The organism is Streptomyces acidicola (genome assembly GCF_009377235.1).
GTDB classification, from domain to species: Bacteria; Actinomycetota; Actinomycetes; order Streptomycetales; family Streptomycetaceae; genus Streptomyces; species Streptomyces acidicola.
Genome location: NZ_VMNX01000022.1, coordinates 35516 through 61330, shown reverse-complemented (window position 1 = coordinate 61330; position 25815 = coordinate 35516). Strand labels below are relative to the sequence as shown.

Genomic DNA, 25815 nt, shown 5'->3' with positions numbered 1-25815 from the left:
CCACCCCCCTGTGCCCCTACATCGCCGCCGCCGTCGAACTCCACGACCCCCAGCACCCCGCATCCCAGTACGCACGCGACTACAAGAAAGCCGTCGCCGCGCGGCTCGCCGACACCGCCCGCGAAGCCGGCGCCGCCGACCCTGAACAGCTCGGCGAGCAGCTCGCGCTGCTCCTCGACGGCGCCGCGGCCCGCACCCGGGTCCTCAACGCCGACGCCTTCCCCACCGCCGCCGCCATCGCCGCCGTCCTCATCGACAACGCCATCCCCGCCACAGCCGGCGATGACCGGCGACGGGAGGAAGTGTCAAGTTGACTTGGCACTCCGCGGCCGGCCTGGACACGCTGCCGGTCGCGCGGCTGCACCCGCTGGTACGCGACACCAGCCACCCGGCACCTGGCCCGGACCTGCAGGCTTTTACGGAACTGGCCGCCCGCCTGCTGAAGCCCGCAGCAGAAGCCGCCGGGGAGACCGGCGACCCCCGAGGACCCGCCGACGTGGTCGGCCCGGCAGCTGCCGGCCCCGCACGCTGCCGTAGTGCTGAACAGCCTCACTGAGTCTTTTCGGAGCGGCTACCGATCGGGGGACGGAGCTGGCGTGAGGGCGGGTGCGCAACGGACAGGGCTCCCGTGCCGTTGAGGGAGGTGTTCGAAGTCTCAACTCTGCAGCAGAGGAGCCCTGTTGGTTCCCTGTCCTGCCGCGCTCGACCTCCCACACGCCCTGGCCGAGTGGGTCACGATGCTCATCGTCACCCGTGAGGACGACCGGCGGTGCAAACTCCCGCCGCATCGCTCTGCGTTGGCCGCCCTCGTGTACCTGCGCCGCCACGACACCCTCGCGAGGATCGCCCCGGCCCTTCGGGATATCCGTCGGCACCGCCCACGCCTACGCCACCGCGGTAACCGGCCTGCTCGCCGAGCAGGCGCCGGGCCTATCGAAGACGCCGCGCGAGCACGACCCGGGCTTTGTCCTCCTTTGTCCTCCTGGACGGCACGCTCGCAGAGTGCGACCGCGTCGGCGACAGCCGGGCCGACTACTCGGCCACACACCGCCGACACGGGGTGAACATGCAGGTCATCAGCACCATCACAGCGGTCACGCGTACCAGCATGGACACATCACCTCCCTTGCTGCCGGGACAGCGTCAGGCCAGGCCGGGTCGCCCTGAGGCAGCGCCGAGCGCACCCACAAGCCGACACAGGGAATAGAACGGACCAACCGCTCTCCCCTCCGGCCCTTTCAGTATCGGCCGACCGTTCTACATCAACGACAGAACTAGCAGGTCAGGAGCATCTGCCACCGTCACCACCCCCTTCGGCCCCGCTCCCTGCAACCCTCGCGCGCCCGCATCCGCTACCCTGTCCTTGGCCAGTAGGTGGTACGCCATGTTGTCCGCCCAAGCAGCAACGCAGAGGACGTGGCACCACCGCTGACCAGTGGGTTTGTGTCCTTGCCGAGGATCTGTCTCCAGGATTTTTCGGCAAGGTTTTCTACAAGCCCCCGCCTTCGCCTTCGTAGCTCAGGGGATAGAGCACCGCTCTCCTAAAGCGGGTGTCGCAGGTTCGAATCCTGCCGGGGGCACAGAGAAACACCTGGTCAGAGGCCCTTCCGTCCGTCGGACGGGAGGGCCTTCTTCCTCGCAGCACACATATGGCACACATGCGGCTGCGGGCAGAGGTGGGGAGCTGTGCGAGATGCCCGCGAAGGACGAACTGGCCCGGCGCCGTTACGAGAAGCTGGTCGACCGCTTGGAGTGCCTGATGCGGGCTTCACTGAAGCCTCGCTACCGCGGCTACCACGGGCAGCTGATCCTGAGCAGCGGCGATCTTGAGGAGATGGGCGAACTGAAGGACGTCCGTCGTGCTGCACGCGAGGCGGGCCGTCGTCTCGGCTGGCAACCGAAGACCCACTTCGTCGACGCAAGACTCTTCGTGTACGACGACCGCGAGGTCCCCAGGGAGATCAGCGAGCTGGCCGCGAGGAACGCTGCTGACGCCATCGACGCAGCACTCCGAGGCCGCGAGTAGAAGCAAGTACCGTCGGCTGTCGCCACCCCACCTTCACTGAAAAGCCTGGGCAGCGTGCCGAAAATCTGTCGAGCCCGACCCTGCAGCGGCTCTACCCTTGCCGCCATGGCCCATGGAAAGACCTCGTACGTCTGCCCGCCCTGCCGGGCCTCGTACAAGCAGCCCTACCCCGGCTACCACGACCACGACCGGGTCTGTCCACGCTGCGCCGAACCACTGATCCACGTCGGCTCCGCCTTCGCGGCACCCAAGAGGCGGGACACCGCCGCCTGGCGCACCCTCTCCGTGCTGCTGCACGCCGGTGTGCGCTTCCACAAGAGCTGTTGCGGCGGCCCCGGCTACCGCCCACGCACCCTCAGCGAGGTGCGTGAACGGATGGCTTACGCCCGGGCCACCGGAGAACCGTTCGCTCAGGCGTTGGTCCGCCGCGACCTGCCCTAGCAGCCCGAAGCAGGGGTCGCTCCACCGCGCCGCCGAAGCGACCCCTGCTGTCACTCACGGCACACGTAAGGCACACATCACGCGGCATCGCCTTCCAGGACGGCCACTGCCTCTGCGGCCTTGCGGGCCTTCTTCTCCGCCTTCTCCAGCTTGGCCTTCGCCTTGGCCAGTTGCTTGGAGCGGCGCTTGTGCATCTTCTTCGAGACCTCGTCCAGGCGGTCCGGGAAGAGATGCCCGTACGTGTCCAAGGTCAGCGTCGCCGACTTGTGGCCCAGCATCGTCTGTACGACGTTGACGTCCGCACCGCTGGCGATGGCGAGGGACGCCGCCGTGTGTCGCAGCTTGTGCGGGGTGACCTTGAGGTGCCCCAGCCCGGCCTTCACGACCGCCGGTGCGAAGAACCGCTGTCGGAAGTTACGGGCCCGCAGCGGTCCGCCCTGCGGGGCGGTGAAGAGCAACTCCCCATCTCCCCGCCTCTGAACGTGAGGCTTCAGCTCCTCTGCTAGGAACCGCGGGATCGGTACGGACCGGCGCTCGTGGTTCTTGGGGGTGTCGAGGTAGAGCTTGCCGTTGTCCTCGGCGTACGCCTCGACGATGTGGGCCCGGCAGGCGTCCAGGTCGACGCGGCCCACTTTCAACGCGGACGCCTCGCCCCAGCGCAGGCCGGTGTAGGCCAGCAGCAGGATGAACACCCGGTAGGCGCCTGACGCGTTGGCCAGTGCGTCGACCTGCATGTCGTCGAGGTACACGTGGTCGGCCGGCGCCGCCTTCGGCAGGGGCACGCCGACAGCCGGGTTGACCGCCAGACGACGGGCTTTGACCGCATAGCCGAGAACGCCGCTAAGGACGACGTACGCCTTGCGGACCGACCGAGGGCTGAGCTTCCGGCCGCCAGTCGCCTCGCCGGACAGCAGGTCCGCGAGCCACTCGGCGATGTCCTCGAACTGGATGCGGTCCAGTGGAGTGGTGCCCCACCTAGGGATCACGTGGACGTCGAGAACGCCGCGATAGCGGCCCCGGGTTGAACGCTTTAGATGGATCTGCGCGGCCAGCCAGGACTCGGCCACCTCTGCGAACTTCACGCGGGCGGCCGCGGGATCGCGGTAGGAGCCGTCGTTGAGACGGGACTCCATCTTCGTCCGCTCCGCGTCGGCGTCGACCTTGCGGGCGAAGGTCTTCATCTTCGGCTTGCCGTCGGGGTCGTACCAGCGCACGCGGTAGCGCCCCGGCGGCGTACGACCCGTCCGCTTGGCGTCCGCCGTGGCGCGCACATACGCCGCGTGCCCTATGCGGTCCTCAATCCAGACCCGCGCCAACTAGCACCCCCTCCGGTCATCACTGGACACAGACGTGAGCGGGAGAAGCAGGGTCGTGGGAGGGACACCGAGCGCGGTGGCGAGGGCGACGAGGTCGTCGATATCGCAGCGCCGGTGGGCGCGTTCGGTGCGGCTGAGGGCGGTGTTGGTCATCGGGCGGCCCAGTGCGGTGCAGCGGGCGGCGAGTTGGCGCTGGGTGAGGCCGCGCGCGAGGCGTATGTGCTCGATGGCGCGGGCGGTGTGGAGGCCGGCGGGGCCTATTTCGACAGGTCGGGTTGCCATAACAGGTAGCTGTACCTTGCATCCGGCCGCCATGGCAAGAGTTAGTTCTTAAACTCTACAAAAGCCGCTCGGGGTCGAAGTGGCGTTCGCCTCATCGAATTCCGTCATATCACGGGCCGTTTCCAAGGGGAGGGCGCGCTACCTTCCCTAAACGCTTCCAAGATGGGCGATTTGGGCAGGCATCAACCTTGATGCCCGGCGCACTGGTCGCATCACTTCTGACTGCGATGCATTGCCTCTGAGCTGCGGGGGTGCCGGATTCCGGCACCTCCTCCGATCGCTGCGCCTCAGAAAAATTTCGGGGTTGCGGGAGTGATTTCGGCAACCGGGGATCCGCCCTTACTGTCTGGTCTCCTCCGGCCACACCGAGAGAAGTAGTGCAGAGTTTCAGAACTAACTCTGGACTTTTCTTCGGGAGGTGTGGCTGTGTTGTCCAGGCCGTTGTTCAAGACCGAAAAGGAGCCCTGTGCCGAAGACCTCTCCCCGTAGCACCAATTCCCCTGCCACCACTGCGGCTGCCCAGCGCGGCCCGCTGGCCACCCCCGCAGAGGTCGCCGCGTACCTCGGGGTGCCGGTGAAGACGCTCTACCAGTGGAAGTACAGGGGCATCGGCCCCAACGTGCACAAGGTCGGCCGTCACCTGCGCTACCGCTGGCACGAGGTGGACGTCTGGCTGAACGCCCAGGCCACGTACGACCTCGCGGTCTGACACCGCCCTTTGAGGGACAGCGAAACGGCTCTCGGCAAGCCACCGCCGAAGCCGCACAGTCCCTGCCTCATCGCCCGTGAATGACCGATCCGATGGGCCGGACCTTGCCCGTCCGGCCCATCAGGGAGGAACGCCTGTGGACGAACCTACGTCCTCCACCAGCCCCACCGCGTCCCCGACGCCCGCTTGGCTGCCTGTCGCCGTCCCTGGCCAGGCAGCCCCCGCAACGCCCGAGCCCTCGCCCACCGAGGACGTGAAGCCGCCCCAGGCCCCAGAGGGCGCCGCCCTGTTGGACGAGCTGCGGGAAGCCATCGCCCGGTACGTGATCCTGCCCAGCAGCGAGGCGCTGACCGCCGTCACGCTGTGGGTGGCGGCTACGCACATCCAGCCCGCGCTCCAGCACGCGCCCCGTCTCGCGGTGGTCGGACCGGCGAAGCGGTGCGGCAAGTCCCGCCTGCTGGACGTGATCACGGAGACGGTTCGCGAGCCGCTGATCACGGTCAACACCAGCCCGGCGGTCGTCTTCCGCGCCATCGGCGACGACCCGCCCACCCTGCTGGTGGACGAGGCCGACACCATCTTCGGCAGCATCAAGGCCGCCGAGAAGAACGAGGAGCTGCGCGGCCTGCTCAACGCCGGGCATCAACGCAACCGGCCCGCCCTGCGCATCTCCGGCCCGGAGCACAAGCCGCAGGCGTTCCCCACTTTCGCCATGGCCGCACTCGCCGGCATCGGAGACCTACCGGACACGGTCATGGACCGTGCGGTGGTGATCCGTATGCAGCGCCGCAAGGGCGGTGAACGGGTGGAGCAGTTCCGCTCCCGCCGTGACATTCCCGCTCTGCATCAGCTACGCGACCGGCTGACCGCCTGGCTGCGCCCCCTGATGGACACCGCAGCCGACCTTGTACCGCCGATGCCGGTGCAAGACCGGGCGGCAGACACCTGGGAACCGCTCGTCATCGTGGCTGAACTGGCTGGCGGCACCTGGCCCGAGCAGGCCCGCACCGCCTGCACGACCATGTGCGCGGCCGAGGCGGGCAAGGACGACGAGTCGAACCTGAAGACCCGGCTGCTGCAGGACATCCGGCGTGCCTTCGCACGCTGCGGTGATCCCGACATCATGCGCACCCGGGACCTGCTGGACGAACTCCTCAAGGACCAGGAGGCGCCGTGGGCGGAGTACGGCTCCGCCGGCCTGGGTCCACGCCACCTGGGCATTCTCCTGAAGGACTTCGACATCAAGGCCGCCACCCACCGCTTCGAAGGCGGTCGGCAGGCCAAGGGCTTCGCCCGCCTCCGCTTCGCCGACGCCTGGGCCCGCTACTGCCCCGAGGAGCCGACGCCCGAGAGCGCCGACGAGAGCACCGCCCCCGCTCCGGGCCCGCACCCGTAAAGACTCGTCGCACTCGTCGCGTCGCAGGTCAGCCCCGCGACGAGTGTCGTCGCCGTGACGAGTCCACTCGTATCACGCCGACCTTCCGTACCTGCTCTGACCAGGCACGCGACGAGTGCGACGAGACCGCACTCTCCCACCAGCCTCGCACAGTGCCCATGGCACCCACTCCCGCCTGGAGTACCCCGCTTGCCTTCACGCACCGCCCAAGCCCCCGTGCCGGTACTGACCAAAGCGATCCGCCTCGGCGTCGCCCTGGTCGGCACGATCGGCTTCGCCCTCTCCTACGACGCTCTGCGGCAGATGGCCGTCGCCATCCACGTCCGCGGAATCCTCACGTACGCCTTCCCTCTGGTGATCGACGGTTTCATCGCCATCGGCGTCGCCGCCCTGCTCATCCTGCGCACCGCACCCTTGCGCTCCCGGCTGTACGTCTGGGCACTCGTCGGCATCGCCACGATCACCAGTATCTGGGCCAACGCCCTGCACGCCGTCCGCCTCAACCAGCAGGCTCACACGGCCGGCTTCCACCTGGACGACGTCACCGTCGGCGCCCTGTCAGCCATCGCCCCGCTGGCACTGGCCGGAGCTGTCCACCTCGACCTGGTCATCCGCCGCCACCCGACGCGCCACGTTGAAGAGGCCGCGGCCACAAAGAGCCACAACGTTCCTGGCCACGGCCACAACCACGCCGACAGCTCCGAGCCAGCTCCGGCCTCCGAGGGCGACGCCGGTCTGCCAGAGCATCCAGAGATGCCCGATGTGGCCGGTCACCCAGGCGACGCGGTGCGGGACGCCGTCAATGTGCCGCAGGCCCGGAAGCCACTCGCCGTGGCAGAGGGCCACGACCGCGACGCCGCCTTCGACGAACTCCTCGCCCTCGCCCACACGGCACCGCTGGGACGCGGAGGCCGCGCTTCACGCCGCAACATCGAGGCGGCGATCCGAGACGCCGGCTTCCGTATCGGCAAGGACCGCCTGACCCAGATCAAGGACCGGGTCCAGGCCCAACTCGATCAGGCCGCCCGCCAGCGGCAGACCGAGCCCGACAAGGAACCCGCCAGCGCCCTCTGAGGCTCCCAGTCGCGCCCATCGCCCTGGGCGCTCGACTTCTCCGCTCGTCCTCACGCTGCCCAGTGCGAGGACGAGCGCCCATCGAATCCCGTCGCCACCGCACCGGCAACACCGCATGGAGAACAACTCGATGCCCGACCTCCACAAAGAACTCCCCACCAGCGAAAAAGAGATGCCCACGACCTCAGCCACCGCGTCAGCAAGTTGTACCGGAAGCGATGCTTCCGGAGTTCCCGCCCCGGGGGTGGCGGGAACGGCCCGGTGCCAGGGGGCACCGGACCGTCAGGCTGCGACCGAGGGCGGACCGCAGCCAGGAGGGAATCGGCAGGCTGAGCTGCTGCCACGGCGGCGTCAGCGCGCCCGTCAGCCGAAGCCGCGCAAGCGCGTGCACCAGCCCAGCTGCCGCATGAACGATGACGAGCTCAGGCGCCTCACCGCCGCCGCAGCCCTCTGCCAGATGTCCAACGCCGCCTTCCTCGCCTTCGCTGCAGACAAGGCCGCCCGTGACCTGACCCGCACCGCTGCCGAGATCGCCACCGAACGGGAGGTTATCGACGAGCTGTTCGCCGCGCGCCGACACCTGGGTCGCATCCACGGCCTGTTCAACCAGGTCGCCAAGGCCCTCAACTCCGGCGCCGACGCACCCCAGCTCGGCGCTGCGGCTGAGGCCGTGCGCCGCGCGGCCAGCCGCATGGAGGATGCCGCCGATGCCCTGCTCGCCCACCGCGACGGCGGCGCCCCGGAGTGATCCCCAGCATCCACAAACGCGGCAGCAAGACGGTCGGGCTGATCCGCTACCTCTACGGCCCCGGCACAGAAGAGGAGCACGTCGACCCGCACCTGGTCGCCGCCTTCGACCCGCTCACCCCCGACCCCGGCCGCGACCCGAAGGCCACCTACGAACAGCTCCAGCGCCTGCTCGACCAGCCCGTCAACGCCCTGCCCGCCAGCAAGCGCCCCGAGAAGCACGTATGGCATCTGTCCGTGCGGGCCGCCCCGGAGGATCCGCCCCTGTCTGACGAGGACTGGGCGGCCATCGCCCGTCGCATGGTCGCCGCCACCGGCGTCGCCCCCGACGGCGACGAAACCGCCTGCCGGTGGGCGGCCGTCCGGCACGCCGACGATCACATCCACATCATCGCCACCCTCGTACGCGACGACGGCCGCCGGCCCCGCCTGCACAATGAAGCCCGCCGCGCCCAGGCCGAGTGCCGCCGTATCGAGGCCGACTACGGGCTGCGCCGCGTCGCGTCCGGCGACGGGACCGCTGCCAAGCGGCCGACCAGTGCCGAACGGCACAAGGCCGAACGCGAAGGCAGGGATCGCACCGCCCGGGAGGAACTGCGCGAGACCGTGCGCCGCGCGGTAGCCGGAGCGACCAGCGAGGAGGAGTTCCTCGGCCGCCTCAAGAACGCCGGGCTTCTCGTGCGTACCAAGGTGCTGCCCTCCGGTGACTTGCAGGGGTACAAGGTCGCCCTGCCCGACGACCGCAACGGGGACAAGGAGCCCGTCTACTACGCCGGATCCACCCTCGCCCCCGACCTGTCCCTGCCCCGCATCCGTAAACGCTTCTCCGACGGCACCCCGAGCCAGGACACGGACACGCCCTCCGCCCAGACCCCGAGCGGGCCCGCGACGGCGCGGCGCCGGACCGCCACAACCGCGTGGCAGGCGATGCTGGTCATCGATCACGGTGAGGACGCCGAGGTGGCCGCGCACATCGCCGCCGCCGGAGAGGTCCTGGACGCGCTCGCCAAGACCTCCGCCGCCCACACTCGCGCCGAACTGCGCGAGGCAGCCTTTGCGTTCGAGCGGGCAGCCCGTTCCCTCATAAAGGCCGAACGGGGCCACGACCGCGCCCTGCGCCAAGCCGCTCGCGACCTTGTCTACAGCGGGCCGGCACTCGGCCGCGGGGAAGACGGTGCCACCACCGCCATGGTGATCGACATGGCGTTCTTTCTCGTCAGCGCCGCCGCGCAATGGCACGCCAAGAGGGAGCACGCCCAACAGGCCGCCGCAGCTCGCGAGGCGGCCGAGCACCTGCGCGCCGCGTACGATGCCGCAGCCAAGATCCCGATGGGCGTGCTGTACGGGCGCGGTCGGCGCCTCTCCCAGCGTCTGCGTCAGAAGCAGCTTGCTCACCTGCGCCGTGCGGTGCCGGAGCTGGCCGAGCAAGTCCTGGCCGAGCCTGGTTGGCACGCTTTGGCCGCCACGCTCGCCGATGCCGAAGCGGCGGGACACGATCCAACGGCACTGCTGACACAGGCAGCTGAGCGGCGGGAGCTTCAGACCGCGGATTGGGTCAGCGACGTCCTGGTGTGGCGGCTACGCCGCCTGGCCGACCTGCCCGCTGACGCGACCGCCATGCCCGAACCCCGCACCACCGCTCCCAAGGGCGGGGCTGTTCGGCCTTCGCCGAGCCGAATCGATCGGCCCCGCAGGGCACGGTGATCGAGCACATACGCCGGTGCCCTCCGCAGAAGCGGAGGGCACCAGTAGGGCAGTGCAGTCCGTGGATGGACGCATCAGAACCGCGATTGAATCCACATGACCGTCCCCGTCACCATCACCGAGCCAAGCGCCGTCGCGGCTCCCCTCATGATGTGCGGGCCAGCCTCGTGTCGAAGTGCCTGCAGACGCTTCGCCAACCCTCCCTTGCCGGTGCTTTGCTCCTCTGCAGCACCTTTCTGCTCTGGCTTACTGCCCATAGGGTCAGCGGTGGACACGACGCCTCCTTCTTGGTGGTTGAGCTGTCCGGCTGCAGACGGCTCCCTGTGCCCCCAGGGGGCCGTCGCCATGTGCGACGACGAGCCGAGCCGCCTTCCGTCCGCTGAGACGCAGATGTCCAGCGGGCGGCCTTCCGTATCCAAGAAAGCACCCCGAATGCGCCCCTGACCAGCAAAAACAGGGAGTAGGCGAAAGAAGTTTTGGTGTGTCAGGCGCCTGTCACGCTAGGTCTCTTCGCGTCAAAGCCGCACTGTTTTGTGTCATCGTGTGTTCTCAGTTGCCACCACGTGCCGCGCTGTCCGGGAGCCATAGACACCCATGCCGAGCGTTTTGCGTATGCCCTCCGAGGAGGCCCTGCCCCCTGGTGCTCAGCGACAGTTCCTCGAAGAACTTCATGTGCACTACCGGCAGGCAGGCCGGCCTGCCGTGCGGACGATCGAGGAAGTCTCCGGACAGACCGTCAGCCGTGAGACAGCCCGGCGCCTGCTCGTCGGGCGGGCTCTGGGGCGTTGGAAGGTAGTCGAAGCTCTGTTCGTCGCCCTGTGTCGCATCTCCAAGACCGACCCCGACGTGCCCAAGTGGGAAGGCGGCTACGAGGACGGCCCCACCTACCGTGATCACCTGCGGAACCTATGGAACACAGCCATCGACGCGCCGGCACCCACGCCATTGGCCGAACAACTCCGCGCTCAGGAAGATGCGGCCAAGCAGAAGGTCCTCCAGGGTGAGGATCCGTGGGCCCAGACCCCGGCTGACCCCTGGGCCACCAGCCGCAGAGGCAGCGGATGGGGCGGCAACTCGGCCTCTCTTCAAGACGAACCGCCACCGTTCTGAACGGTGGCGGCCCTCCGGGCGCCCGCTGTGAGGAGAGGCGCAGGGTTCAGCGGCTCAGTGCCTGAGGAGACGCAGACCATCTTGGAGGGTGAGTGGAACCGATCGACCGGACCGGGGCGGTCCACCTCGCGGATCCAGCCCCGGGCAGTGATGGCGCCAAGGACCGTCTCCGGCCCCCGCCAGCCCGGCACCCGGCTCCTCGCATGCGCCGATCGGCATGAGGAGATCAGCGAGCGCCTCGTACGGAACACCGGTCGTGAAGTACGCGTTCCACTCCGCCATCACGGACGTGACATGCGAGCGGGCACTCAACTGCCGGGTCACCGGCAGCCCGCCCAGCTCGAATGGGTAGGCCGAGAGGATCCACTCGGCACCACACAGCACGTCAGGACTGACGTACAGCAGGCTGCTCCGAGCGGACGTGCCTGTGCTGGATGAGCTAGCCAGCGGGCAGGGCGAGAGGCCCTGCTCGTGCCTGCCCGTCATACCGCCGAGAGGCGCAGTTGGCCGAAGGCGGGGCGGCCTCAGCGATGGCCGGGCGGCAGGAAGCGAAATCCTGGACCGTGTCCGTGTCCGTGTACACGTCGCTGAGGTGGGTGCCACGATCGTGTGTCGACACCATGTGCTGCGAGGCGGATCGAGGTCCAAGCAGTGGACCAACGACCCGCCTCCCGGGCGTCAGAAGGAGGTATACACGTACTGAAGACAGTACGAGCGCCCGTTGACGATGTATGCCGGCGCCATGACGAACAGCACCGGCGCTCCTTCGTCACAAGAGGGCCAGTGCTCCTGGCGTGCTGGGTCGAGCGCAACGCCCTGCGCGCATTCCATGTCCCAGCTGTGGTGGAGACCAACACGGTGGATCTCCACTGCTAGCTCGGAGCAGTGACCGCGGAGTGCGGTGAGGGCGTTCTCGATGTGACCGTCCCCCTCCGGGAGGTGAAGGTGACGCAGGATCTCTCGGCTGGACTTCAGATCGTCGGTGAACATCTGCTGGCTCAGCAGCCCCATCAGACGGTAGCCGCGCTCACGTTCAGGATGGTCCATGACGCGGTCGCAGCGCTCGGCATAGCGGCGGGCGAAGTTCAGCAGACGTTGCTCGACCAGCGTGCGGTACCTGCGGGCGAGGGCCTGGTGCTCGCCGTGCTCCGCTCCGGGCAGATCATCGCGCTCTGCCGTCCGCGCGGCCATCAACGCGCCGAGCTGACGTTCCAGCCGGTCCAGTCGGCGCCGCAGCTGACCGTGTTCGTGTTCGCCGACCTTGGCGGACTTCTCCAGCTGATCGATCCGCACCAACGCCTGGTCAAGCAGCTCCTGCAGCGGCTCCTCTTCATCTCCCCACTCGATATCTGCTGCTGGGCTGGCCTCAGGCACTTCACGATGAGGGCTCAGGAAATGCATCGTCGTTCCCATCAGTAGTTCGAGTGGAAGCGGACGCTGGTAGCGATCTCACCACCGCCCTGTACGAGTTCGGCACGTGCCTTGATCTCGGTCTCACCGAACCGCATGAAGAGGCGCAGCGCGCGCTCCTCAAGGTTGAAGCGCATGACGGGCTTCAGGTCCACGGTGACCGTGGCCAGTGCATCGCACCCTGGATCGGTTACGTAGCGAGGGTCGGGATGGCTTGTGGCGTAGATCGTGAAGTCGACCTCGGTGTGGTCCTCCTCAAGCGGCAGGTACTCACGCATCACCTCGGCGTTGGTGGGCACGGACGCGCCGGCTCGGGTGAAGATGGAGAAGCGGTCAGCGCAGGTGACCTGGCCCCGAGATGTCACATAGCGCTTGGCCTCGGGGTCGATGCCTTCTTCGAAGTCGTCGTTGACCTCGGTGCCGTAGGTGAAGCGGCTACGCCGCGCGCGGGTCTGGGGGTCATAGCAGAAATGCGTGGCGCCGAACAGGACAGCGATGTCGGGGTTGGGGGGCACCATGACCTGGGCGCGCTCGCCGAAGCGTTCCTTGACCGCCTGCTGAAGATATGGGGAGTTGCTGAAGCCGCCGACCAAGAGGATGACGTCGGCGTTGCTGTTCTCTTCGCGGGAGGCATCCATCTCCTTGAGTTGCGCCTCGATGAGGTCAAGCGTGCCGGGGATGACGGTGTCGAACAACGCGTGGATCTGGGCGGGGGTGAGGACGATGGCATCGTTGATCTTGTTCTGGCGTCGGGCGAGGCGTTTGCGGACGGCGGCGCCCAGCCGGCGGTCAATGGCCGTGGGGATCAGCAGGTTGAGGTTCTCGTCCTGGTCGAGGGCGACATGTAGTTTGCCGCGCTCCCACTGGTCAACGAGGTTGAGCAGGGCGTCGGGACAGTTCTCCTGGATCTCGTCCAGGATCTCCTGGTCGCCGAGGCAGTCCCTAAGGTGCTCCTTCTCGAAGGCGCGGTTGAGGAAGTCCGACCCAAAGCGATCGCCGATGGATCGGCCGATCTCGATCATCTTTCCGTCGGTGTCGTTCTCGTAGGCCGTGATGTCCACGGTGCCGCCCCCGCAGTCCACCACCATGAACCGCGCGCCAGGAGCCAGGAGGTCGCTGCTGGGACCATCCTGGTCGCCCACGACCCGCACCCCGGACACGCGCGCGTAGTGGGCTGCTGCCTCCGGCTCGAGGGACAGCAGAACCCTCCCGTCCTCACTGGGCAGCCCGGCATCCAACGCGATGCCGCGCAGCACGGATTTCTGGTAGTCGCTCCAGCAGGCGGGCGAAGTTAGACACCAGCTGATGTCGTCCTCGTCGTATCCGCTGGCAGCGATCTGCCGGAGGGTTACAGCGACGACTTCGCGCAGCAGCATCGTGAGCAGGTCAGGGGTCAACCGGTCGGTGGGGGTGCTGCGTTTCAGAACTTCCCGCTCCTTGTCAGCTGGCTCTACCGACAGAGAGTCCGAGTTGACGCTGCCGTCATCGCTGGTCTGTGGAGCCGGGCGTGCCCCGAGATCCATCTTGAAGCCGTGGTGGTAGCGCGCCCCTTGGCTGCGGAGCGCGGCGCCCTGGGTGAGCCAGAGCCGTCGGGCGTCGTACCCCCAGGCGATCAACTTTCCGTCGGCGCCAAGCAGCAGCGCCGACAGGTTTTTCGCGGTGGGTGCGGGCTGGGACTCCCACTGGTCACAGAAATGGATCTTTCGGCTGGAGGGTTCGGCGTTGGATTCCGAGATGACGCACCAGGCGGCGCCGATGCCGTGGGTGCCGATGTCGATAGCCGCTACGAGGCGAGGAGCAGACACGCGATTCCGTTCGTACAGACGAAAGGGTGAACCTCAAGGTCCGGAACACGGTGCCGGAACGCGAGGGTTGTGCAGTTCTGCACAACGGCTCCCTTTCTGCGGTGAGTTGACGCTCAAGCTGTCGCAGACCAGCAGTGTCTCCGCTGACAGGGAAGTAGCGACGCGGCGAAGCTGTCACTCGTAGGGAGTAGTCAGGCTGTGCAATTTTGAACAGGAGGTGTGCAATGCTGCACAACCGCGTGAGCGCCGTCACCGCTTACTGTGCGGCAGATGGAGAGAAGCAGCGACGACTCCGGATCGCATCGCGCATACAAGATCGAGCGGGCGGGCGTCTCGTATGCACCGTCGCCGGACAGCGCAGACGCCGCGCGGGAGAAGCTTGAGAAGTACCGGCGTACGTGTGCCACTCGAGACGCCCTGGTCATCGCGGCGAAGAGATCAGGGTTGAGCGAGGTCGAAATCGCTCAGCTCTCGGGCCACTCCCGCAACACAGTTCGCAGCATCCTTGCAAAGCACGGCGAGAGCGCAGGCTGAGGGTGCTTCGTGACCGTACGGGACGGGTTCGCCGCCAAACGCCTCGATTGGATGGCAAGGCGCACGAACTGATGCAGTTCGAAGTGGGCCGCACCCATGCGTCTGTGCGCCGTCAGCTGGCTTTCCCCACCTGGCGCCGCTATCCGAAGTCCTGGCGACTCTGGGTGAGTTCAGGTATCGACGGGCCCCGCCAGGCTCCACCGGATCACGTTGTCGCTGGTGCGTAACGCTGCCGTGAGTTCACCTTGTAGGTCGTCCGGGATGGTCCCTGCCCCGAGGGCGCAGGCGTCCACCACGGCGCGGCTGTCCTGCGATTGCCTGTCCGTGGCAGCTGCAGTGAACAGAGGGTGCGCCAGGTTCTCGCGAGCCGCGTAGCCGTCTTGGGCGTCCGTCGTCCTGAGATGGAGGTCCCCGACGACACGGCGCGCAGCAGGTGCTTCGGCGGAACCGATCGCGTCGAGGACGGTGAGTCCCAGCCGGATATCGAAGACGGTCATCCCGGGTTCGGGATTCCGTCCGCAGTAGGCCGTCACCAGGTCCGCTAGGTGGGCGTCGATCGGCTGCCCAGCGTCCCGGCGGCACAGGACAGTCAGGCAGGCTGTGACGACTTGCTCCCACGGGTCGCCGGGCATCGTTTCAGCCAAGAGGACAGCGGCCCGTGCGGTGTCGCCCGCCGTGAGAGCGGCGAGTACGGCAACTTGGCGCCCGTCGAGCATCCGTGTGCCTAAGCCATGGTGAGCCTCAATGTGTGCTTTGGCCTCGGCCCAACGTCCTGTGGTGGTGAGCGTGCGTGTGCCGTCGGCTAGGAGCACGCGCCACAGCCATGCGCGGACCTCGCGGCGGTCGTCGTCGGTCGCGGTGAGGTCCGCCGGGACAGCGACGCCTTCGAACTGGGCGGCTGTGCCTGCCTCAACCGCCGCATACAGGTCGAGGAGTCGCTGACGCCCCTCGTCTGCGTGGCCGGCGCGGATTTGGATGCGGGCGAGGTTGACGACTGGTTCCAGTCCCCGGATTGCGCTCATGCCGGGGAGGGGGCAGGCGTGGAGGTAAGCGGCGGCGTGTTGGTGGCACATCTCGCGCGCGAGGTCATGAAGGCCGAGATCGGAGGCGATGAGCGCGGCCTGGTTGTAGACGGCCGATGCGAGCCCTTGGTCGCTCTTCTCCACTGCCGTGTCGGCAAGTTCGACGAGGCCACGCACGCGCGTGGGCAACGGCAGGCAGGGGGGTCGGAATCGGGCGACGAGTGGGAAGCGCTGGGCTATGGGTCCGTGCGGGTCCATGGGTTCCCCGGGCGTGAGTGAGATCTATGAGACGACGGTGCCCGCCAGCGGAGCGCCGGCGAGCACCGTCCGCTACATGTGAGGCGTCACTGCCAGTCGACGACGATGCGGTTCAGCGGCGTATCGACCGCGAAGAGGCCGGGGCGCTGGTCGATGGCGGGGGCGTCGAGGGGCTGGATCTCGAACGTGGCCTCACGGCCGCGGTACTCGCGGTCCCAGGTGCGGATGGCGTCTGCGACCTTCGCGGCCAGCTCGTCGCTGCCGGGTCCGTGGCCGATGGCGCCGAACTCCCAGAGCTTGCCGCCCTCAGGCGTCTTTTCTTGCGATGGGCGCCGGGCGAGGTAGGTGACGGCGCCCTTGTCGACGGCCGCAGTCGAGGAGGGGTAGGGGTCCGCCGTGAGCAGAGTGCCCTTGGCGTTCTCGGGGAACAGCATCCGGATCAGGCCGGAGGGGAGCGAGCAGGAAACGAACAGCTCCATCCACTCCGGTGATTCCATGGCGCGGACTGTCATGCCAGTCCATTCCTCGGTGCGCGGCTGGTCCAGGACGCCGGTAAGGGCGTCGGCGTCGATGTTCTGCCCGGCTGGGGCCTGGAGTCGTACGGTGCCGTCCGTGCTGAGCGGGATGACGCGGCGGTCGTCGTCGGCGATGCCGCGACGGAGCGGCATGAAGGTGTTCATCTCACTGCCCAAGGACACCCACCGGCCGTCGCGGTTCTCATAGGCGATGGATCGGGCGACGGTGCCCTTGAGGCGCTGGGGGACGAGAAGCCGGCCGCCAGGGGCGAGCTGCTGCAGCCAGGCGTGCGGTACGCCGTGCGCGCCGACGGTGGCGATGATCCGGTCGTACGGCGCTCCCTCGGCGTAGCCGAGGGCTCCATCACGGGTCACAGCCTTGACGTTGGTGATCTCAGCGGCGGTGAGGCGCGCGCGGGCGCCCTCGACGAGGTCGTCGTCGACATCGAGCGTGGTCACGTGTCCGCTCTCGCCAACCACGTGGGCGAGCAGAGCGGCGTTGTAGCCGGTGCCGGCGCCGAGTTCGAGGATGCGCTCGCCGGGCTGGGCGTCGAGCTGGTCCAGCATGAGGGCGACGACGCCCGGCTGGGAGGCGCAGGAGATCGACGTGCCGTCGGTGTCGTACTTGATGTGCACCGGTGCGTTGGCGTAGGCGTCTTCGAGCGACGCGTCGGGCACGAACACGTGGCGGGGCACGGTTCGCAACGCGGACTCGACGGCGAGCGTGCGGGCGTGCCCGTCCGCACGCAGCTGGTCGACCAGGGCGTTGCGGAGGCGCTCGGCGTCCGCCGTGGTGGTGGCGATCGTGTCGGTGTTCACCGCGCCGACGCTATCGGCGCCGGCCGTTGCCTCGGTGGGCGACGCGGTGTTGTCACTCGTTCCCATGACTACCTCTCGTGCGATGTTGGACAGAGCGCTCTGGTCATCCCGGAGGAGACCGACGCGGTTGGAGTGGAAGATCACGTGGTGGGCAATGACGGCTCGCAGACCGCGAGTGAGGGCGCCACGATTGGCGAGGGCAGCCAGCGCGGCACCGGCCCTCTCGAAGGCGGCCACCCAACCCCCGTGCCCGGCAAGCGGGCCGCTCGGGCGGCACAGGCTGATGGCTTCGACGGTCATCAGCTTCTGCATCGCGGGCGCCAGTTCGGCGGCCCGATCGGGGGACAGATGGCCAGTCGCCGGCCGAAGCGCGGCAGCCTTCGACCACACGTCGCCCTGCTCGAACCAGTCCAAGTCGGCCGCCCGCATCATCGCGCTCGCCAACAGCACGGCAGTTTCCCGGCGCCCAAGGTTCTCCTGGCCAGGCTGGTAGGCGAGCAGGTGGCGGCTGTCCTGGTGGAACAGGTCGTGAGCGACATCCATGGCCTCGGTCCCACCGAAGGCATCGGTCTCGGGCTCGTAGATGTAGGGCAGCCACGACACGGCCGTGCCGTCGTGGACGAGGTCACTCAGCAGCGCTTCGACAGCGGGTGAAGGCTCGTCAGCGCGGTACCGCAGCGGCCAGGGCTGCTTGTTCATGAACCACCAGCCAGTGATCTGCCTGTCCCCTTCGGCTGCGAGGAGGACAGGGGCGATGCGTTCGGTGACGGCGCGCTGGGCGCTCTCACGGTCAGCGAAGGTGATGTTGTATTGCTGCCAGCGGTCCGGGGGCATGCAGGGGTCCTTCGGTCGACGGGGTTCAGGCGATGAGCAGGCAGGCGTCCCATGCGGATCGGGGCGGTGTGGCGGTGCTGGGCGCGAGAAGGGCCAGTGCGATGCCAGCTGCGCCGTCGAGGAGGCCGGGGCCGCGGTCCTCGTCCTGTATGAGCGTCGTGGCGGCGTGTACGGGGTCGGTGCCCGGTGGATGGACTGCGGCTAGGAGTGGCGGGATCGTGGCGCGGAGCTGTCCGGCAGTCGAGGGATGGGCATCATCGGCCGCACGGGCGGCGACGTGGGCGAGGCCGGCGAAGCCGTGGCACAGAGCGCTGTCCGTCGTGGCCTTGAGCTGTGCCGGGTCGGTGAGGGCTGCTACGAGTGCGGTCTCGGCCTCGATCTGGCGGCGAGTGTCGCCGAGGGCGAGCGCGGCGAGTTGCTGGGCGCGGGCGAGACCAGCGGTGCCGTAGCACCAGGACGGCCGCCGCGGCCCGGATGGAGCGAGGCGTTCGCTGCGCAGCTCATCCCGGGTGATCCAGTACGGCCAGGTCGGGCCTCGGCCAGCGTGCTCCTGCCAACGGTCCAGCCATGCCAGGATCCGGCCCAGTGCTTCGTCGTGGCCGTCGACGAAGGTGCCGTACCGGGCGGCGAGCGCCAGCAGCGCGAGCACGCCGCCGATGCCGTGCGCCATGCCGCTGTTGGCGTGCCCGCCTGGGAAACGGTCGTCTGGGCGGCCCGAGGGCCCCGTGTCCGTCCACCAGCCCGGCAGAGGCTCACCCTCGTACGTGATCGGTTGGGTGAGACGTACGCAGTAGTCGAGGACGGCGAGTAGGGCGGGGGCGCCGGGGTCGCGGCGCAACAGGTAGGCGCCGTAGCCGGCCAGGCCACGGATGGTGTCGAACTCGGCGAGCGCCGCGGGTCGTCCGGCATCCATACGGCGGTGACCGGCGTCGAGACGGCGGTTCACATCGGCCGTCATCTGCCGGTCGAGAGTGTCACTGGCGCGCTGGTAGGCGCCGGGAAGGTGGTCGGCGGCGCAGACGAGTGCGTGTGCGAAGGCGGGCGCCCCGTAGAAGGGGTGGCTGTCGGGGCCACTGGTGAGGGGTTCGCGGGAGGCGGCGGCGAGCCAGTCGTGGGCTCGCCGCCACGGTCCGAGGCCAGCCGCTGCCCGTTCGATGTGCAGGAGCGCGATTCCGGGAAGGCCGTTGGCGAGGTGCTGCTGACGTGCCGCTGGCCCGAGGAGCGCACTGCGGGGGTCGGCGAGCTGCTCGGCGACGGCGTCGGCCAGGTCCAACGCGGCCTGTGCGGTCACGGTGTCCTCCCGGTGGTGCGGGCGGTCCAGGCCAGGGCGGCAGCGCGGGCGAGGTAGAGGCAGACCTCTTCTTCGGGGAAGTTCACCGCGATGTGCCGTACGAAGTGGACGTGCAGCAGCGAGGTCAGGACGTCATCGAGGGCGACGCCTTGCGTTTGGGGTCCTGGCAGGTGCCGCCGGTAGGCAGCGAGAGCCGAGTCGCGGTCGGCCCACGACGACACGATGGCCCCGCCTCCAGGGGCGCCGCGCAGTGCCGCACAGTCGTTACCTGGGTCGGCGAGACGTACGGCGTCGGTGAACTGCGGGCGCGGTACGGGCGCGGGGGCTGTAGGTGGAATGTGGTCGATCAGCCAGCCCATTCCGGCTTGGGTGCTGCCGAGGAACGCGGAGGCGATAGAGACAGTGTGCGCGGCCACCAGGGTACGTTCGTGTGGGCGTCGTGGCTGGGAGAGCTGGGCCAGGATGGCGCGCGAGTCCGCCCGGAACACGTCCTCGGCCGCGTCCCATGCGGCGCCGGAGCCCCAGCGGCCCATCTCCCGGTAGGAAGTGGGGTAACGCAGGTCCGCCAACAGGCCGGCGCCGCGCAGCTCGTCGGCCCACGCGCTCACTGTGCGGGCCGTCACGGCGAATGCCTCCGGGGCGGAGAGCGCGATGCGCAGGCGCAGGTGATGCTCAGGGTCGCGGAAGCGGATGAACCACCAGGGCGGGCTGCCGAGTCGTTCGAGGAGATCGGGCAAGTGGTGGGAAAGCAGGGTGTCCTGGCGGCGAGCGTCTCCGTACAAGGTGGCCAGTAGCACCGACGACACGGCCGGGGTCTGCATCTGAGCTGTGGAGAGGGCACGGGCCGGGCTGGGGATGGGCAGCGTCGGCCACACCGGCGGCCGGGTTGCCTTGAGCGGCACCACCACCTCGTGGGCACGACCGTCACACCAGCCGTACGCCTCCGATTCCGCGGCCTCGACGAGCGCGGCCAGGCCCTCTCGGTCGAGGTGGTGGCGCAGCAGCGTGCGGTGGCCGGCCTGGTCGAGGTCGAGGAAGAGGCGCCGGTCGTCCTCCACGAGGTAGACCCGCTGAGGTAGCCGCCGCCGGGCCCGCCAGTCGGTGAGGGCGGCGTCCCATTCGGCCCGAGGGCACGCGCGACCGAGCAGCTCGGACGCCTCCAGCCGCCAGCGGGCAGGGGCCAGCACCGTGCGCCCGTACCGCAGGCGCGGCAGGAACGGCATCGCCGCTGCGGCGCCCCAGTCGAACACGGTGACCTGCGCGCACTGAGCCCGGGACAACTCAGTCAGGAATCGCACCAGCGGCGGAGTGTGCGTGTGGAGGTTCAGCGCGTGCATCCCCACGGCCTCAATGCGCTGACCGTGCTCGGGGGCGGCCAGGTACATGCGTCGGCCGTCGCAACCCACCGCCAGGTTGTCAGGTGTCAGGACATTGCCATCGTGGGGTCGGTGTTCCTGGAGGCTGATCAGGATGGGCAAGACTTGCGGGGCGCGCGTCACGTGGGTGCTCTCGGGCAGGAGAGGTGGGAAGGAGAGCTGCGCGGGAACGGTGTTGCTGTCGGCGGTCGGAAGATCAGCCAGCTCGGCGGCCAGAAGGTCCCGGTCAGCCGGGGCCAGGACGCTGAGGAACCGGCCTTTGGAGACGCCGACGCCGCGAGACACGCTCACGACCTCCAGCCAGAACCGCCCGCGCTGCAACTCATCCTCGCTGGCCGCATGGACCCGCACCCCGACCTCCAGGTGCGGCGGCACCCGGGGCTCGTCGGGCCCTACATCCAGGGCGTCGATCAACTCATCGGTGAGAACCACCTCGTCGCAGCCGTCGAGCGCCGCGGCCTGCGCCAACCGTACGAGGGCGTCATCCCGAGCGGAGACGCGCGGCCGACGGGCGCCAGGCGGGGTGCCCGGGTAGCCGTCCGGGTAACCGGTGCCGCTGTCCGCGACGACTTCCTGAAGCGGCACCATCGTGCCGATGCCGTACCGCTCGTAGAACCGCTGGTGGTACGTGCCCCACGCCGCGGTGCCGTACGGGCGGGCGCTGACTCGGGTCAGGACCAGGGCCGCGCGCTCGATCTCGCGGGCGACCTCGTCCGGCAGTACGAGCTGCGCGTCCAAGCGTAGGTCGAGCGCGACGGGGTGACGGCGCAGGCCCGGCACGAGGGCCCTCATCCGCGCTGCGACGCTGCCCCGCCCGCCACGCGAAGTGCACTCCTTCAGACCGGTCCGGATCGCCCGCAGCTCGCGCACCGTCTCCGCGACCGGCGGGAAGGTACCGGCGTCGACCGCGTCGAGTTGGTCGAGCAGATACCCGAGGGCGTCGGTCTCGGTGCTCGGCGCGTGCAGGCTCGTGATCAACACACGCCGCTGGATCAGCTCTACCAGCAGCCGACGTACCTTCTCTCCGGCCCGGCCTCGGGGAACTCCGCCCAGAGCTTGTCCGCGAGCGCCCCTGCTCGCATCGGCGACCGCGTGGCCGCCAGGACCGCTCGCACGGGACCGGTCAAGGCCAGGGACACCTCAACCCCGCGAGTTCGATCGTTTTGGACGTCGGATTGAAACGGCACGATGAGCCGGTCGCCGCGGCTCGTCACCGTGTTGTTGACGACCACGGCCAGCCGTTCGAGGAGATCGGGGCAGGACTCCAGCCGCTCCATAACGGCGGCAAGCCATTCTGCGCTCGCATGGCCCACGGCTACGTGTTCCCCACCCCAGCCGACGCGCGCATGCGGACCGAACTCCGCGGTGGTCACACCGGCGAAGAGCCCGAACGGAGTCGCCCGGTGCTGGGAGCGCAGCAGGTAGCGGGCCACTGACAGCGCCGTACGCCGCACGTCACGCGTGGACGGCTCCTTGGCCGTGCATACGGTCCGTACTTGCGCGGCCAGGACTGGGCTCGCGTGCTCCAGGGCTTCGGCGACGTTGCTGTCCGCCCAAACCTCGCGCAGCCACGCGATACAGGTCGCCGACCCGTTGGGAGACCGATCGTCGAGGTCAGGGAGCGGAAGACACGGCAGTGTCGGCCGGGCAACGGCTCGTACGAGAACGGTCGTGCCGGTTCGGAACGCGGGGAGCGAAGCAGCCACCACTACCTCCGTAGGTGAGGGACGGCGGCTGGTGCCGCCACGCCGCGGGGCGTGACGGCACCAGCCCGTAGAAACCTGGAGCCTCGGTCAGGCGACGTTGGTGGTGCAGGCGCCGCAGGTGGTTCCGCAGTTGTCGTCGGTCAGGTTGACCAGGCCTGCCGGGTCGGCGACCTCGACGAGGGAGACGTCCAGGTCGAAGCCGTCCGGCGTCCCCGCGATCTGCCGGCTCACCTGAGTGCTGCTCGGTACGACGGTGCTGCGTGTCATGCCAACTCCTCTGAGTGGATGGGAAGTTGTTGTGCGGTGGTGCCCACCTCCGGCCGTACGGCACAGTCCGGTCGGCCGGAGGCGGGAGTCAGGTCAGACGGCGACCGGCCGTCGCTGCATGAAGTAGGCGAGCGCCTGAGCCTTGAGCCGGTCGAGGCACGGCTCGCAGGCGTGGACCGGGGCGTGCTGCCCGTCCCACTGAAGCGGGCCGAGCCAGATCACGGGCACTCCGGTGCGCTCGCACCCGAGCCAGCAGTCACCGGTGACCCAGTGCTCCTGCACGCGGGAGGTCATGTCTCGGCTCCCACCTGCGGGCCAGGGGTGGGCGACCGACAGGTGGGCCCGCAGACCCAGAGCCGGAACAGCAGGCCCCGATGGCGTACATCGCCCAAGATCTCGCCGCTCGCCCCTAGGTACCGGGCGCAGCGTGCGCACTCCATGGCCATCTGCTGGCGGGGACGGAGGCGGGCGACGTCAGGCAGGGCCGGTGTCGCCACGGCCGGGTTCACTCGTCGCCCTTCATGAAGAGTTCGGCCCAGACCTCTTTGCACCATGGGCGCCTGTCCGGGCCGTGAAGGTCATAGCCCCAGCGGTCGGCGATCCCGTCGATCAGGAGCAGGCCACGACCTGACTCGTCGTCCTCACTGCCCTGACTGAGCACCGGCAAGCGCGATGGGGCTCGGTCCACCACTCCGACACGCACCCGTGTCGCGCTCGGTCGCCCGACAATCAAGCGGATCGAGTTGCACGGGGTGTGCCTGACGGCGTTCGCGATCAGCTCCGAGATGATCAGCGCGGCGACGTCGGCCAGGTTGTCGAGGTGCCACACGCCGAGGACGTCACGGACGAGCTTGCGGCCGATCTCGGCCGTGGATGGCTCGCAGGGGAAGGTCTGGATGTAGGCGGGATGGCCGATGGCGGCAACTTGAACTGGCTTGATGAGACTCGTCATTGGGGTTGAGCCTTCGCGTCGTCTCGGCGCCCGGCCCACCCCCGTGAGGGAACCCCAGGGGCGGGCCGGGCCGTCAACAGCCGCCCGCACGGTGGGGCGTGGCGGGCGACCGACAACAACCCAACTCGCTTTCTGAGCAAGGTGATTAGGGCGATCAGCCATCCACCCGACGGAAGGACCTAGGGTGATTTGACCTTCCCTTTACGTGGTGGGGTGGGGGAGGTGAGAGCTACCGTGCGGACATGGACACCACGCGCAACACCGTTCTTGAGGCGTGGATGGCCGAACACGGCTACAGCTCCAACAGCCTCGCTGACGCTGTGAACAGGGCCTTAGAGCAGCTGACCGGGAGACACGGCGGCCTCGACGGCTCATCGGTCCGGGACTGGAAAGCAGGCCGGGTCACGTGGCCCAAATCGGCTACCCGCAAGGCACTTGAGGACGTCAGCGGCCTGCCGGCCGTCGCTTTAGGGTTCGTGCCACGGGGCCGGACTCCGTCCACCCCAGCCCCACCGCAGCAGGAGGACCCCGACATGAAGCGCCGCACCCTCGTCGGCGGGATCGCCGCGGCTGCCGCGGCGGCCGCCGCTCCCGGCACCGCATCCCCGCGCCGCATCGGCATGAGCGACGTCAACCGCCTGAACACGCGCTTCGCCGAGATCATCGCCAGCGACCACCGCCACGGCGGCCAACTCGGCATCGAGGAGCGGGCCGCCGCGCTCGCCGACGAGGCCCTGAACCTCCAGAACGCCGGCAGCGCCAGCCAGCGCGTACGCAACAACCTCTACGCCTCCGCAGCCGCCTTCCGCTCCTCCGCGATGTGGGCCGCCATCGACGGCCGCCGCTACAACGACGCCAAGGCACACATGCGCGAGGCCCAGACCCTCGCCGAGATGTCCGGCGACCAGGCCATCAAGTTCCGCATCTGGAGCCACGCCGGCACCATGTACCGCCACATGGGCCGTCCCGCCGACGCGTTCGCCGCCAACGACGTCGCCCGCAACCTGCACCTCACCCGCCGAGACCCTCTGTTCGCCTCCCTCGGCCTGGCCCGCCAGGGCGCCATCCACGGCGCGGCACAGGACCGCAACGGCACCCGCCGGGCCTTCGAGCAGGCGCAGGACGCCATGCTGCGCGCCGACCCCGCCGACTACCGGCCGGTGTGGATGCTCGCCTTCTACGACCAGGCCGAGCTGGACTCCCTGGCCCTCTCCGCACACTTGGCGCTCGGCGACTACTCAACCGCCGAGTACCACGCCCACCGCTGCCTGTCCGCCCTCCGACCCCACATGGTCCGCTCCCGTGCCATCACCACCACCCGCCTCGCACACGCCCAGCTCGCCCAGGGCGCCCCCGAAGCCGCCACGGCCACCGCGATGCAGGTCCCTGCCGAGACCGCTACCCAGCACGCCCGGGTGACGCGGATGCTGCAGGAGTTCGGGGCCGCGCTGCGCGCCACCGCGCCGGGCAGCTCCAGCGTGCAGACCTGGACCGAGCACGCCACCGCCTGGAGGATGGCTGCATGACCACGGCGCCTGCCATCGAACTGCGCACGTTCACCACTCTCGACACCGCCCGCGGCGACCTCCTCGACGTGTACGCCGACGTGCGCGCCCCGCTCCTCCACCTGCCGAACTACGCGGTCACCGCGTTCGGCGAGCGCCTGGACCGGCATGGCTCCGAGCCGGGATTCACGGCCGTCCTCGCATACGCAGACGGGCATCCGGTCGGCTACGCCTACGGCAACACCATCGGGCACGGCGACCGCTACTGGCAGCGCACCAGCCCGGCGCCGGCCGAGAAGTACACCCAGCGCCAGGCGGTGGCCCTGAAGGAGATCGGGGTCCGACCCACCTGGCGGAAAACCGGCACCGCTCGCCGTATCCACGACGCCCTCCTTGCCACACGCGACGAGTCTCTCGTCACGCTCATGGTCAACCCGGCTGCTGGAGACGGAAAGGTCCACGCGCTCTACGAGTCGTGGGGGTACAAGGACATCGGCCAGAGTCAGCCGTCACCGGCCTCACCGGTGCTCACTGTGATGATCCGTACCATTCGCTGAACGGCTCCCGAGATCATGCCCCACGACGTGGTGTAGGGGAATCCGCATCCCCTGCCAGCACCCGGCGCTATCGTTGAAGCACTCAGCTCAAGGGGCACCGTTCGTGATGCTGTCACGCAGTGAAGGGGGAAAGGCTCATGAGTCCTAGGCCAGGGGGTG

General features: G+C 68.8%; 24 protein-coding genes, 1 tRNA gene and 3 pseudogenes. 15 read left to right on the top strand and 13 right to left on the bottom strand.

Features of this window, described 5'->3' with window-relative positions; all coding sequences use genetic code 11:
* The 6 genes and pseudogenes from FPZ41_RS09550 to FPZ41_RS09525 all read left to right on the top strand — a co-directional run.
* Positions 1–314: pseudogene (locus FPZ41_RS09550) on the top strand (TetR family transcriptional regulator); the annotation flags it as partial.
* Positions 311–556 carry a hypothetical protein gene (locus FPZ41_RS09545; protein WP_152860988.1) on the top strand — a complete coding sequence of 82 codons (246 nt, stop codon included), beginning with the start codon at positions 311–313 and terminating at the stop codon, positions 554–556. The pseudogene FPZ41_RS09550 and the gene FPZ41_RS09545, both read left to right, overlap by 4 nt.
* A gap of 124 nt (positions 557–680) precedes the next feature.
* Positions 681–1141, top strand: a pseudogene (locus tag FPZ41_RS09540) (helix-turn-helix domain-containing protein); the annotation flags it as partial.
* A gap of 366 nt (positions 1142–1507) precedes the next feature.
* Positions 1508–1580, top strand: a tRNA-Arg gene (locus tag FPZ41_RS09535).
* 113 nt (positions 1581–1693) lie between these two features.
* Complete coding sequence (locus tag FPZ41_RS09530) at positions 1694–2026, top strand: hypothetical protein (protein WP_152860986.1); 333 nt, start codon at positions 1694–1696, stop codon at positions 2024–2026.
* Positions 2027–2131: 105 nt separating this feature from the next.
* Complete coding sequence (locus tag FPZ41_RS09525) at positions 2132–2467, top strand: deoxyxylulose-5-phosphate synthase (protein WP_152860983.1); 336 nt, start codon at positions 2132–2134, stop codon at positions 2465–2467.
* A gap of 77 nt (positions 2468–2544) precedes the next feature.
* Here the strand turns inward: FPZ41_RS09525 and FPZ41_RS09520 are convergent, their stop codons facing one another.
* On the bottom strand, positions 2545–3783 hold the full coding sequence (locus tag FPZ41_RS09520; RefSeq protein ID WP_152860981.1) for a tyrosine-type recombinase/integrase: 1239 nt from the start codon (positions 3781–3783) through the stop codon (positions 2545–2547).
* The gene (locus FPZ41_RS09515; RefSeq protein WP_152860979.1) at positions 3784–4065 is read right to left on the bottom strand and encodes a helix-turn-helix domain-containing protein; all 282 of its coding nucleotides are present in this window, start codon (positions 4063–4065) and stop codon (positions 3784–3786) included. It lies immediately after the preceding gene.
* 466 nt (positions 4066–4531) lie between these two features.
* On the opposite strand from FPZ41_RS09515, the gene FPZ41_RS09510 reads away from it, so the two are divergent.
* The 5 genes from FPZ41_RS09510 (at position 4532) to FPZ41_RS09490 (ending at position 9695) form a co-directional block, all read left to right on the top strand.
* On the top strand, positions 4532–4774 hold the full coding sequence (locus tag FPZ41_RS09510; RefSeq protein WP_322620015.1) for a helix-turn-helix transcriptional regulator: 243 nt from the start codon (positions 4532–4534) through the stop codon (positions 4772–4774).
* A 136-nt stretch (positions 4775–4910) separates the two neighbouring features.
* The gene (locus FPZ41_RS09505) at positions 4911–6170 is read left to right on the top strand and encodes a DUF3631 domain-containing protein (protein WP_322620014.1); all 1260 of its coding nucleotides are present in this window, start codon (positions 4911–4913) and stop codon (positions 6168–6170) included.
* 189 nt (positions 6171–6359) lie between these two features.
* Positions 6360–7244 carry a DUF2637 domain-containing protein gene (locus tag FPZ41_RS09500; RefSeq protein WP_152860977.1) on the top strand — a complete coding sequence of 295 codons (885 nt, stop codon included), beginning with the start codon at positions 6360–6362 and terminating at the stop codon, positions 7242–7244.
* A gap of 406 nt (positions 7245–7650) precedes the next feature.
* Positions 7651–7992, top strand: a complete 342-nt coding sequence (locus FPZ41_RS09495; protein WP_152860975.1) for a plasmid mobilization relaxosome protein MobC — start codon at positions 7651–7653, stop codon at positions 7990–7992.
* Entirely contained in the window at positions 7989–9695 is a 1707-nt protein-coding gene (locus FPZ41_RS09490; RefSeq protein ID WP_322620013.1) for a relaxase/mobilization nuclease domain-containing protein, read from the top strand. Before FPZ41_RS09495 ends, FPZ41_RS09490 begins: the two co-directional genes overlap by 4 nt.
* A 74-nt stretch (positions 9696–9769) precedes the next feature.
* On the opposite strand, the gene FPZ41_RS09485 is transcribed toward FPZ41_RS09490, so the two are convergent.
* Positions 9770–9970 carry a hypothetical protein gene (locus tag FPZ41_RS09485; RefSeq protein WP_152860973.1) on the bottom strand — a complete coding sequence of 67 codons (201 nt, stop codon included), beginning with the start codon at positions 9968–9970 and terminating at the stop codon, positions 9770–9772.
* Positions 9971–10307: 337 nt separating this feature from the next.
* Here FPZ41_RS09485 and FPZ41_RS09480 point away from each other — a divergent pair, with 337 nt between their 5' ends.
* Positions 10308–10805: a hypothetical protein gene (locus tag FPZ41_RS09480; RefSeq protein WP_152860972.1), complete on the top strand. Its 498-nt coding sequence runs from the start codon at positions 10308–10310 to the stop codon at positions 10803–10805.
* A 54-nt stretch (positions 10806–10859) separates the two neighbouring features.
* Here FPZ41_RS09480 and FPZ41_RS09475 read toward each other — a convergent pair whose 3' ends face one another.
* The 3 genes from FPZ41_RS09475 to FPZ41_RS49815 all read right to left on the bottom strand — a co-directional run bounded on the left by FPZ41_RS09475 (position 10860) and on the right by FPZ41_RS49815 (position 14020).
* Entirely contained in the window at positions 10860–11291 is a 432-nt protein-coding gene (locus tag FPZ41_RS09475; protein ID WP_228022628.1) for a DUF317 domain-containing protein, read from the bottom strand.
* A 192-nt stretch (positions 11292–11483) separates the two neighbouring features.
* On the bottom strand, positions 11484–12218 hold the full coding sequence (locus FPZ41_RS09470) for a hypothetical protein (protein ID WP_152860970.1): 735 nt from the start codon (positions 12216–12218) through the stop codon (positions 11484–11486).
* Positions 12218–14020, bottom strand: a complete 1803-nt coding sequence (locus FPZ41_RS49815; protein WP_152860968.1) for an Hsp70 family protein — start codon at positions 14018–14020, stop codon at positions 12218–12220. Before FPZ41_RS49815 ends, FPZ41_RS09470 begins: the two co-directional genes overlap by 1 nt.
* Before the next feature lie 270 nt (positions 14021–14290).
* On the opposite strand from FPZ41_RS49815, the gene FPZ41_RS09460 reads away from it, so the two are divergent.
* Complete coding sequence (locus FPZ41_RS09460; protein ID WP_152860966.1) at positions 14291–14554, top strand: hypothetical protein; 264 nt, start codon at positions 14291–14293, stop codon at positions 14552–14554.
* Positions 14555–14724: 170 nt separating this feature from the next.
* On the opposite strand, the gene FPZ41_RS09455 is transcribed toward FPZ41_RS09460, so the two are convergent.
* The 7 genes and pseudogenes from FPZ41_RS09455 to FPZ41_RS09425 all read right to left on the bottom strand — a co-directional run bounded on the left by FPZ41_RS09455 (position 14725) and on the right by FPZ41_RS09425 (position 23594).
* Positions 14725–15834 (bottom strand): hypothetical protein, encoded by a 1110-nt coding sequence (locus FPZ41_RS09455; protein WP_152860964.1) that lies wholly within the window; start codon positions 15832–15834, stop codon positions 14725–14727.
* 86 nt (positions 15835–15920) lie between these two features.
* Complete coding sequence (gene fxlM, locus FPZ41_RS09450) at positions 15921–18002, bottom strand: methyltransferase, FxLD system (protein WP_152860962.1); 2082 nt, start codon at positions 18000–18002, stop codon at positions 15921–15923.
* Positions 18003–18027: 25 nt separating this feature from the next.
* A complete protein-coding gene (locus FPZ41_RS09445; RefSeq protein ID WP_322620012.1) occupies positions 18028–19293 on the bottom strand; it encodes a lanthionine synthetase C family protein in 1266 nt (421 codons plus the stop codon).
* A pseudogene (locus FPZ41_RS09440) lies at positions 19290–22246 on the bottom strand (lantibiotic dehydratase). The gene FPZ41_RS09445 and the pseudogene FPZ41_RS09440 overlap by 4 nt, the downstream one beginning before the upstream one ends.
* A 216-nt stretch (positions 22247–22462) precedes the next feature.
* Entirely contained in the window at positions 22463–22642 is a 180-nt protein-coding gene (locus FPZ41_RS09435) for an FxLD family lanthipeptide (protein ID WP_152860958.1), read from the bottom strand.
* Between the two features lie 93 nt (positions 22643–22735).
* Complete coding sequence (locus FPZ41_RS09430; protein ID WP_152860956.1) at positions 22736–22936, bottom strand: hypothetical protein; 201 nt, start codon at positions 22934–22936, stop codon at positions 22736–22738.
* Between the two features lie 211 nt (positions 22937–23147).
* Complete coding sequence (locus FPZ41_RS09425) at positions 23148–23594, bottom strand: ATP-binding protein (protein WP_152860954.1); 447 nt, start codon at positions 23592–23594, stop codon at positions 23148–23150.
* A 242-nt stretch (positions 23595–23836) separates the two neighbouring features.
* Here FPZ41_RS09425 and FPZ41_RS09420 point away from each other — a divergent pair, with 242 nt between their 5' ends.
* On the top strand, positions 23837–25120 hold the full coding sequence (locus tag FPZ41_RS09420; RefSeq protein ID WP_152860952.1) for an XRE family transcriptional regulator: 1284 nt from the start codon (positions 23837–23839) through the stop codon (positions 25118–25120).
* Complete coding sequence (locus tag FPZ41_RS09415; protein ID WP_194236038.1) at positions 25117–25656, top strand: GNAT family N-acetyltransferase; 540 nt, start codon at positions 25117–25119, stop codon at positions 25654–25656. The genes FPZ41_RS09420 and FPZ41_RS09415 overlap by 4 nt, the downstream gene beginning before the upstream one ends.
* Positions 25657–25815: the final 159 nt, after the last annotated feature.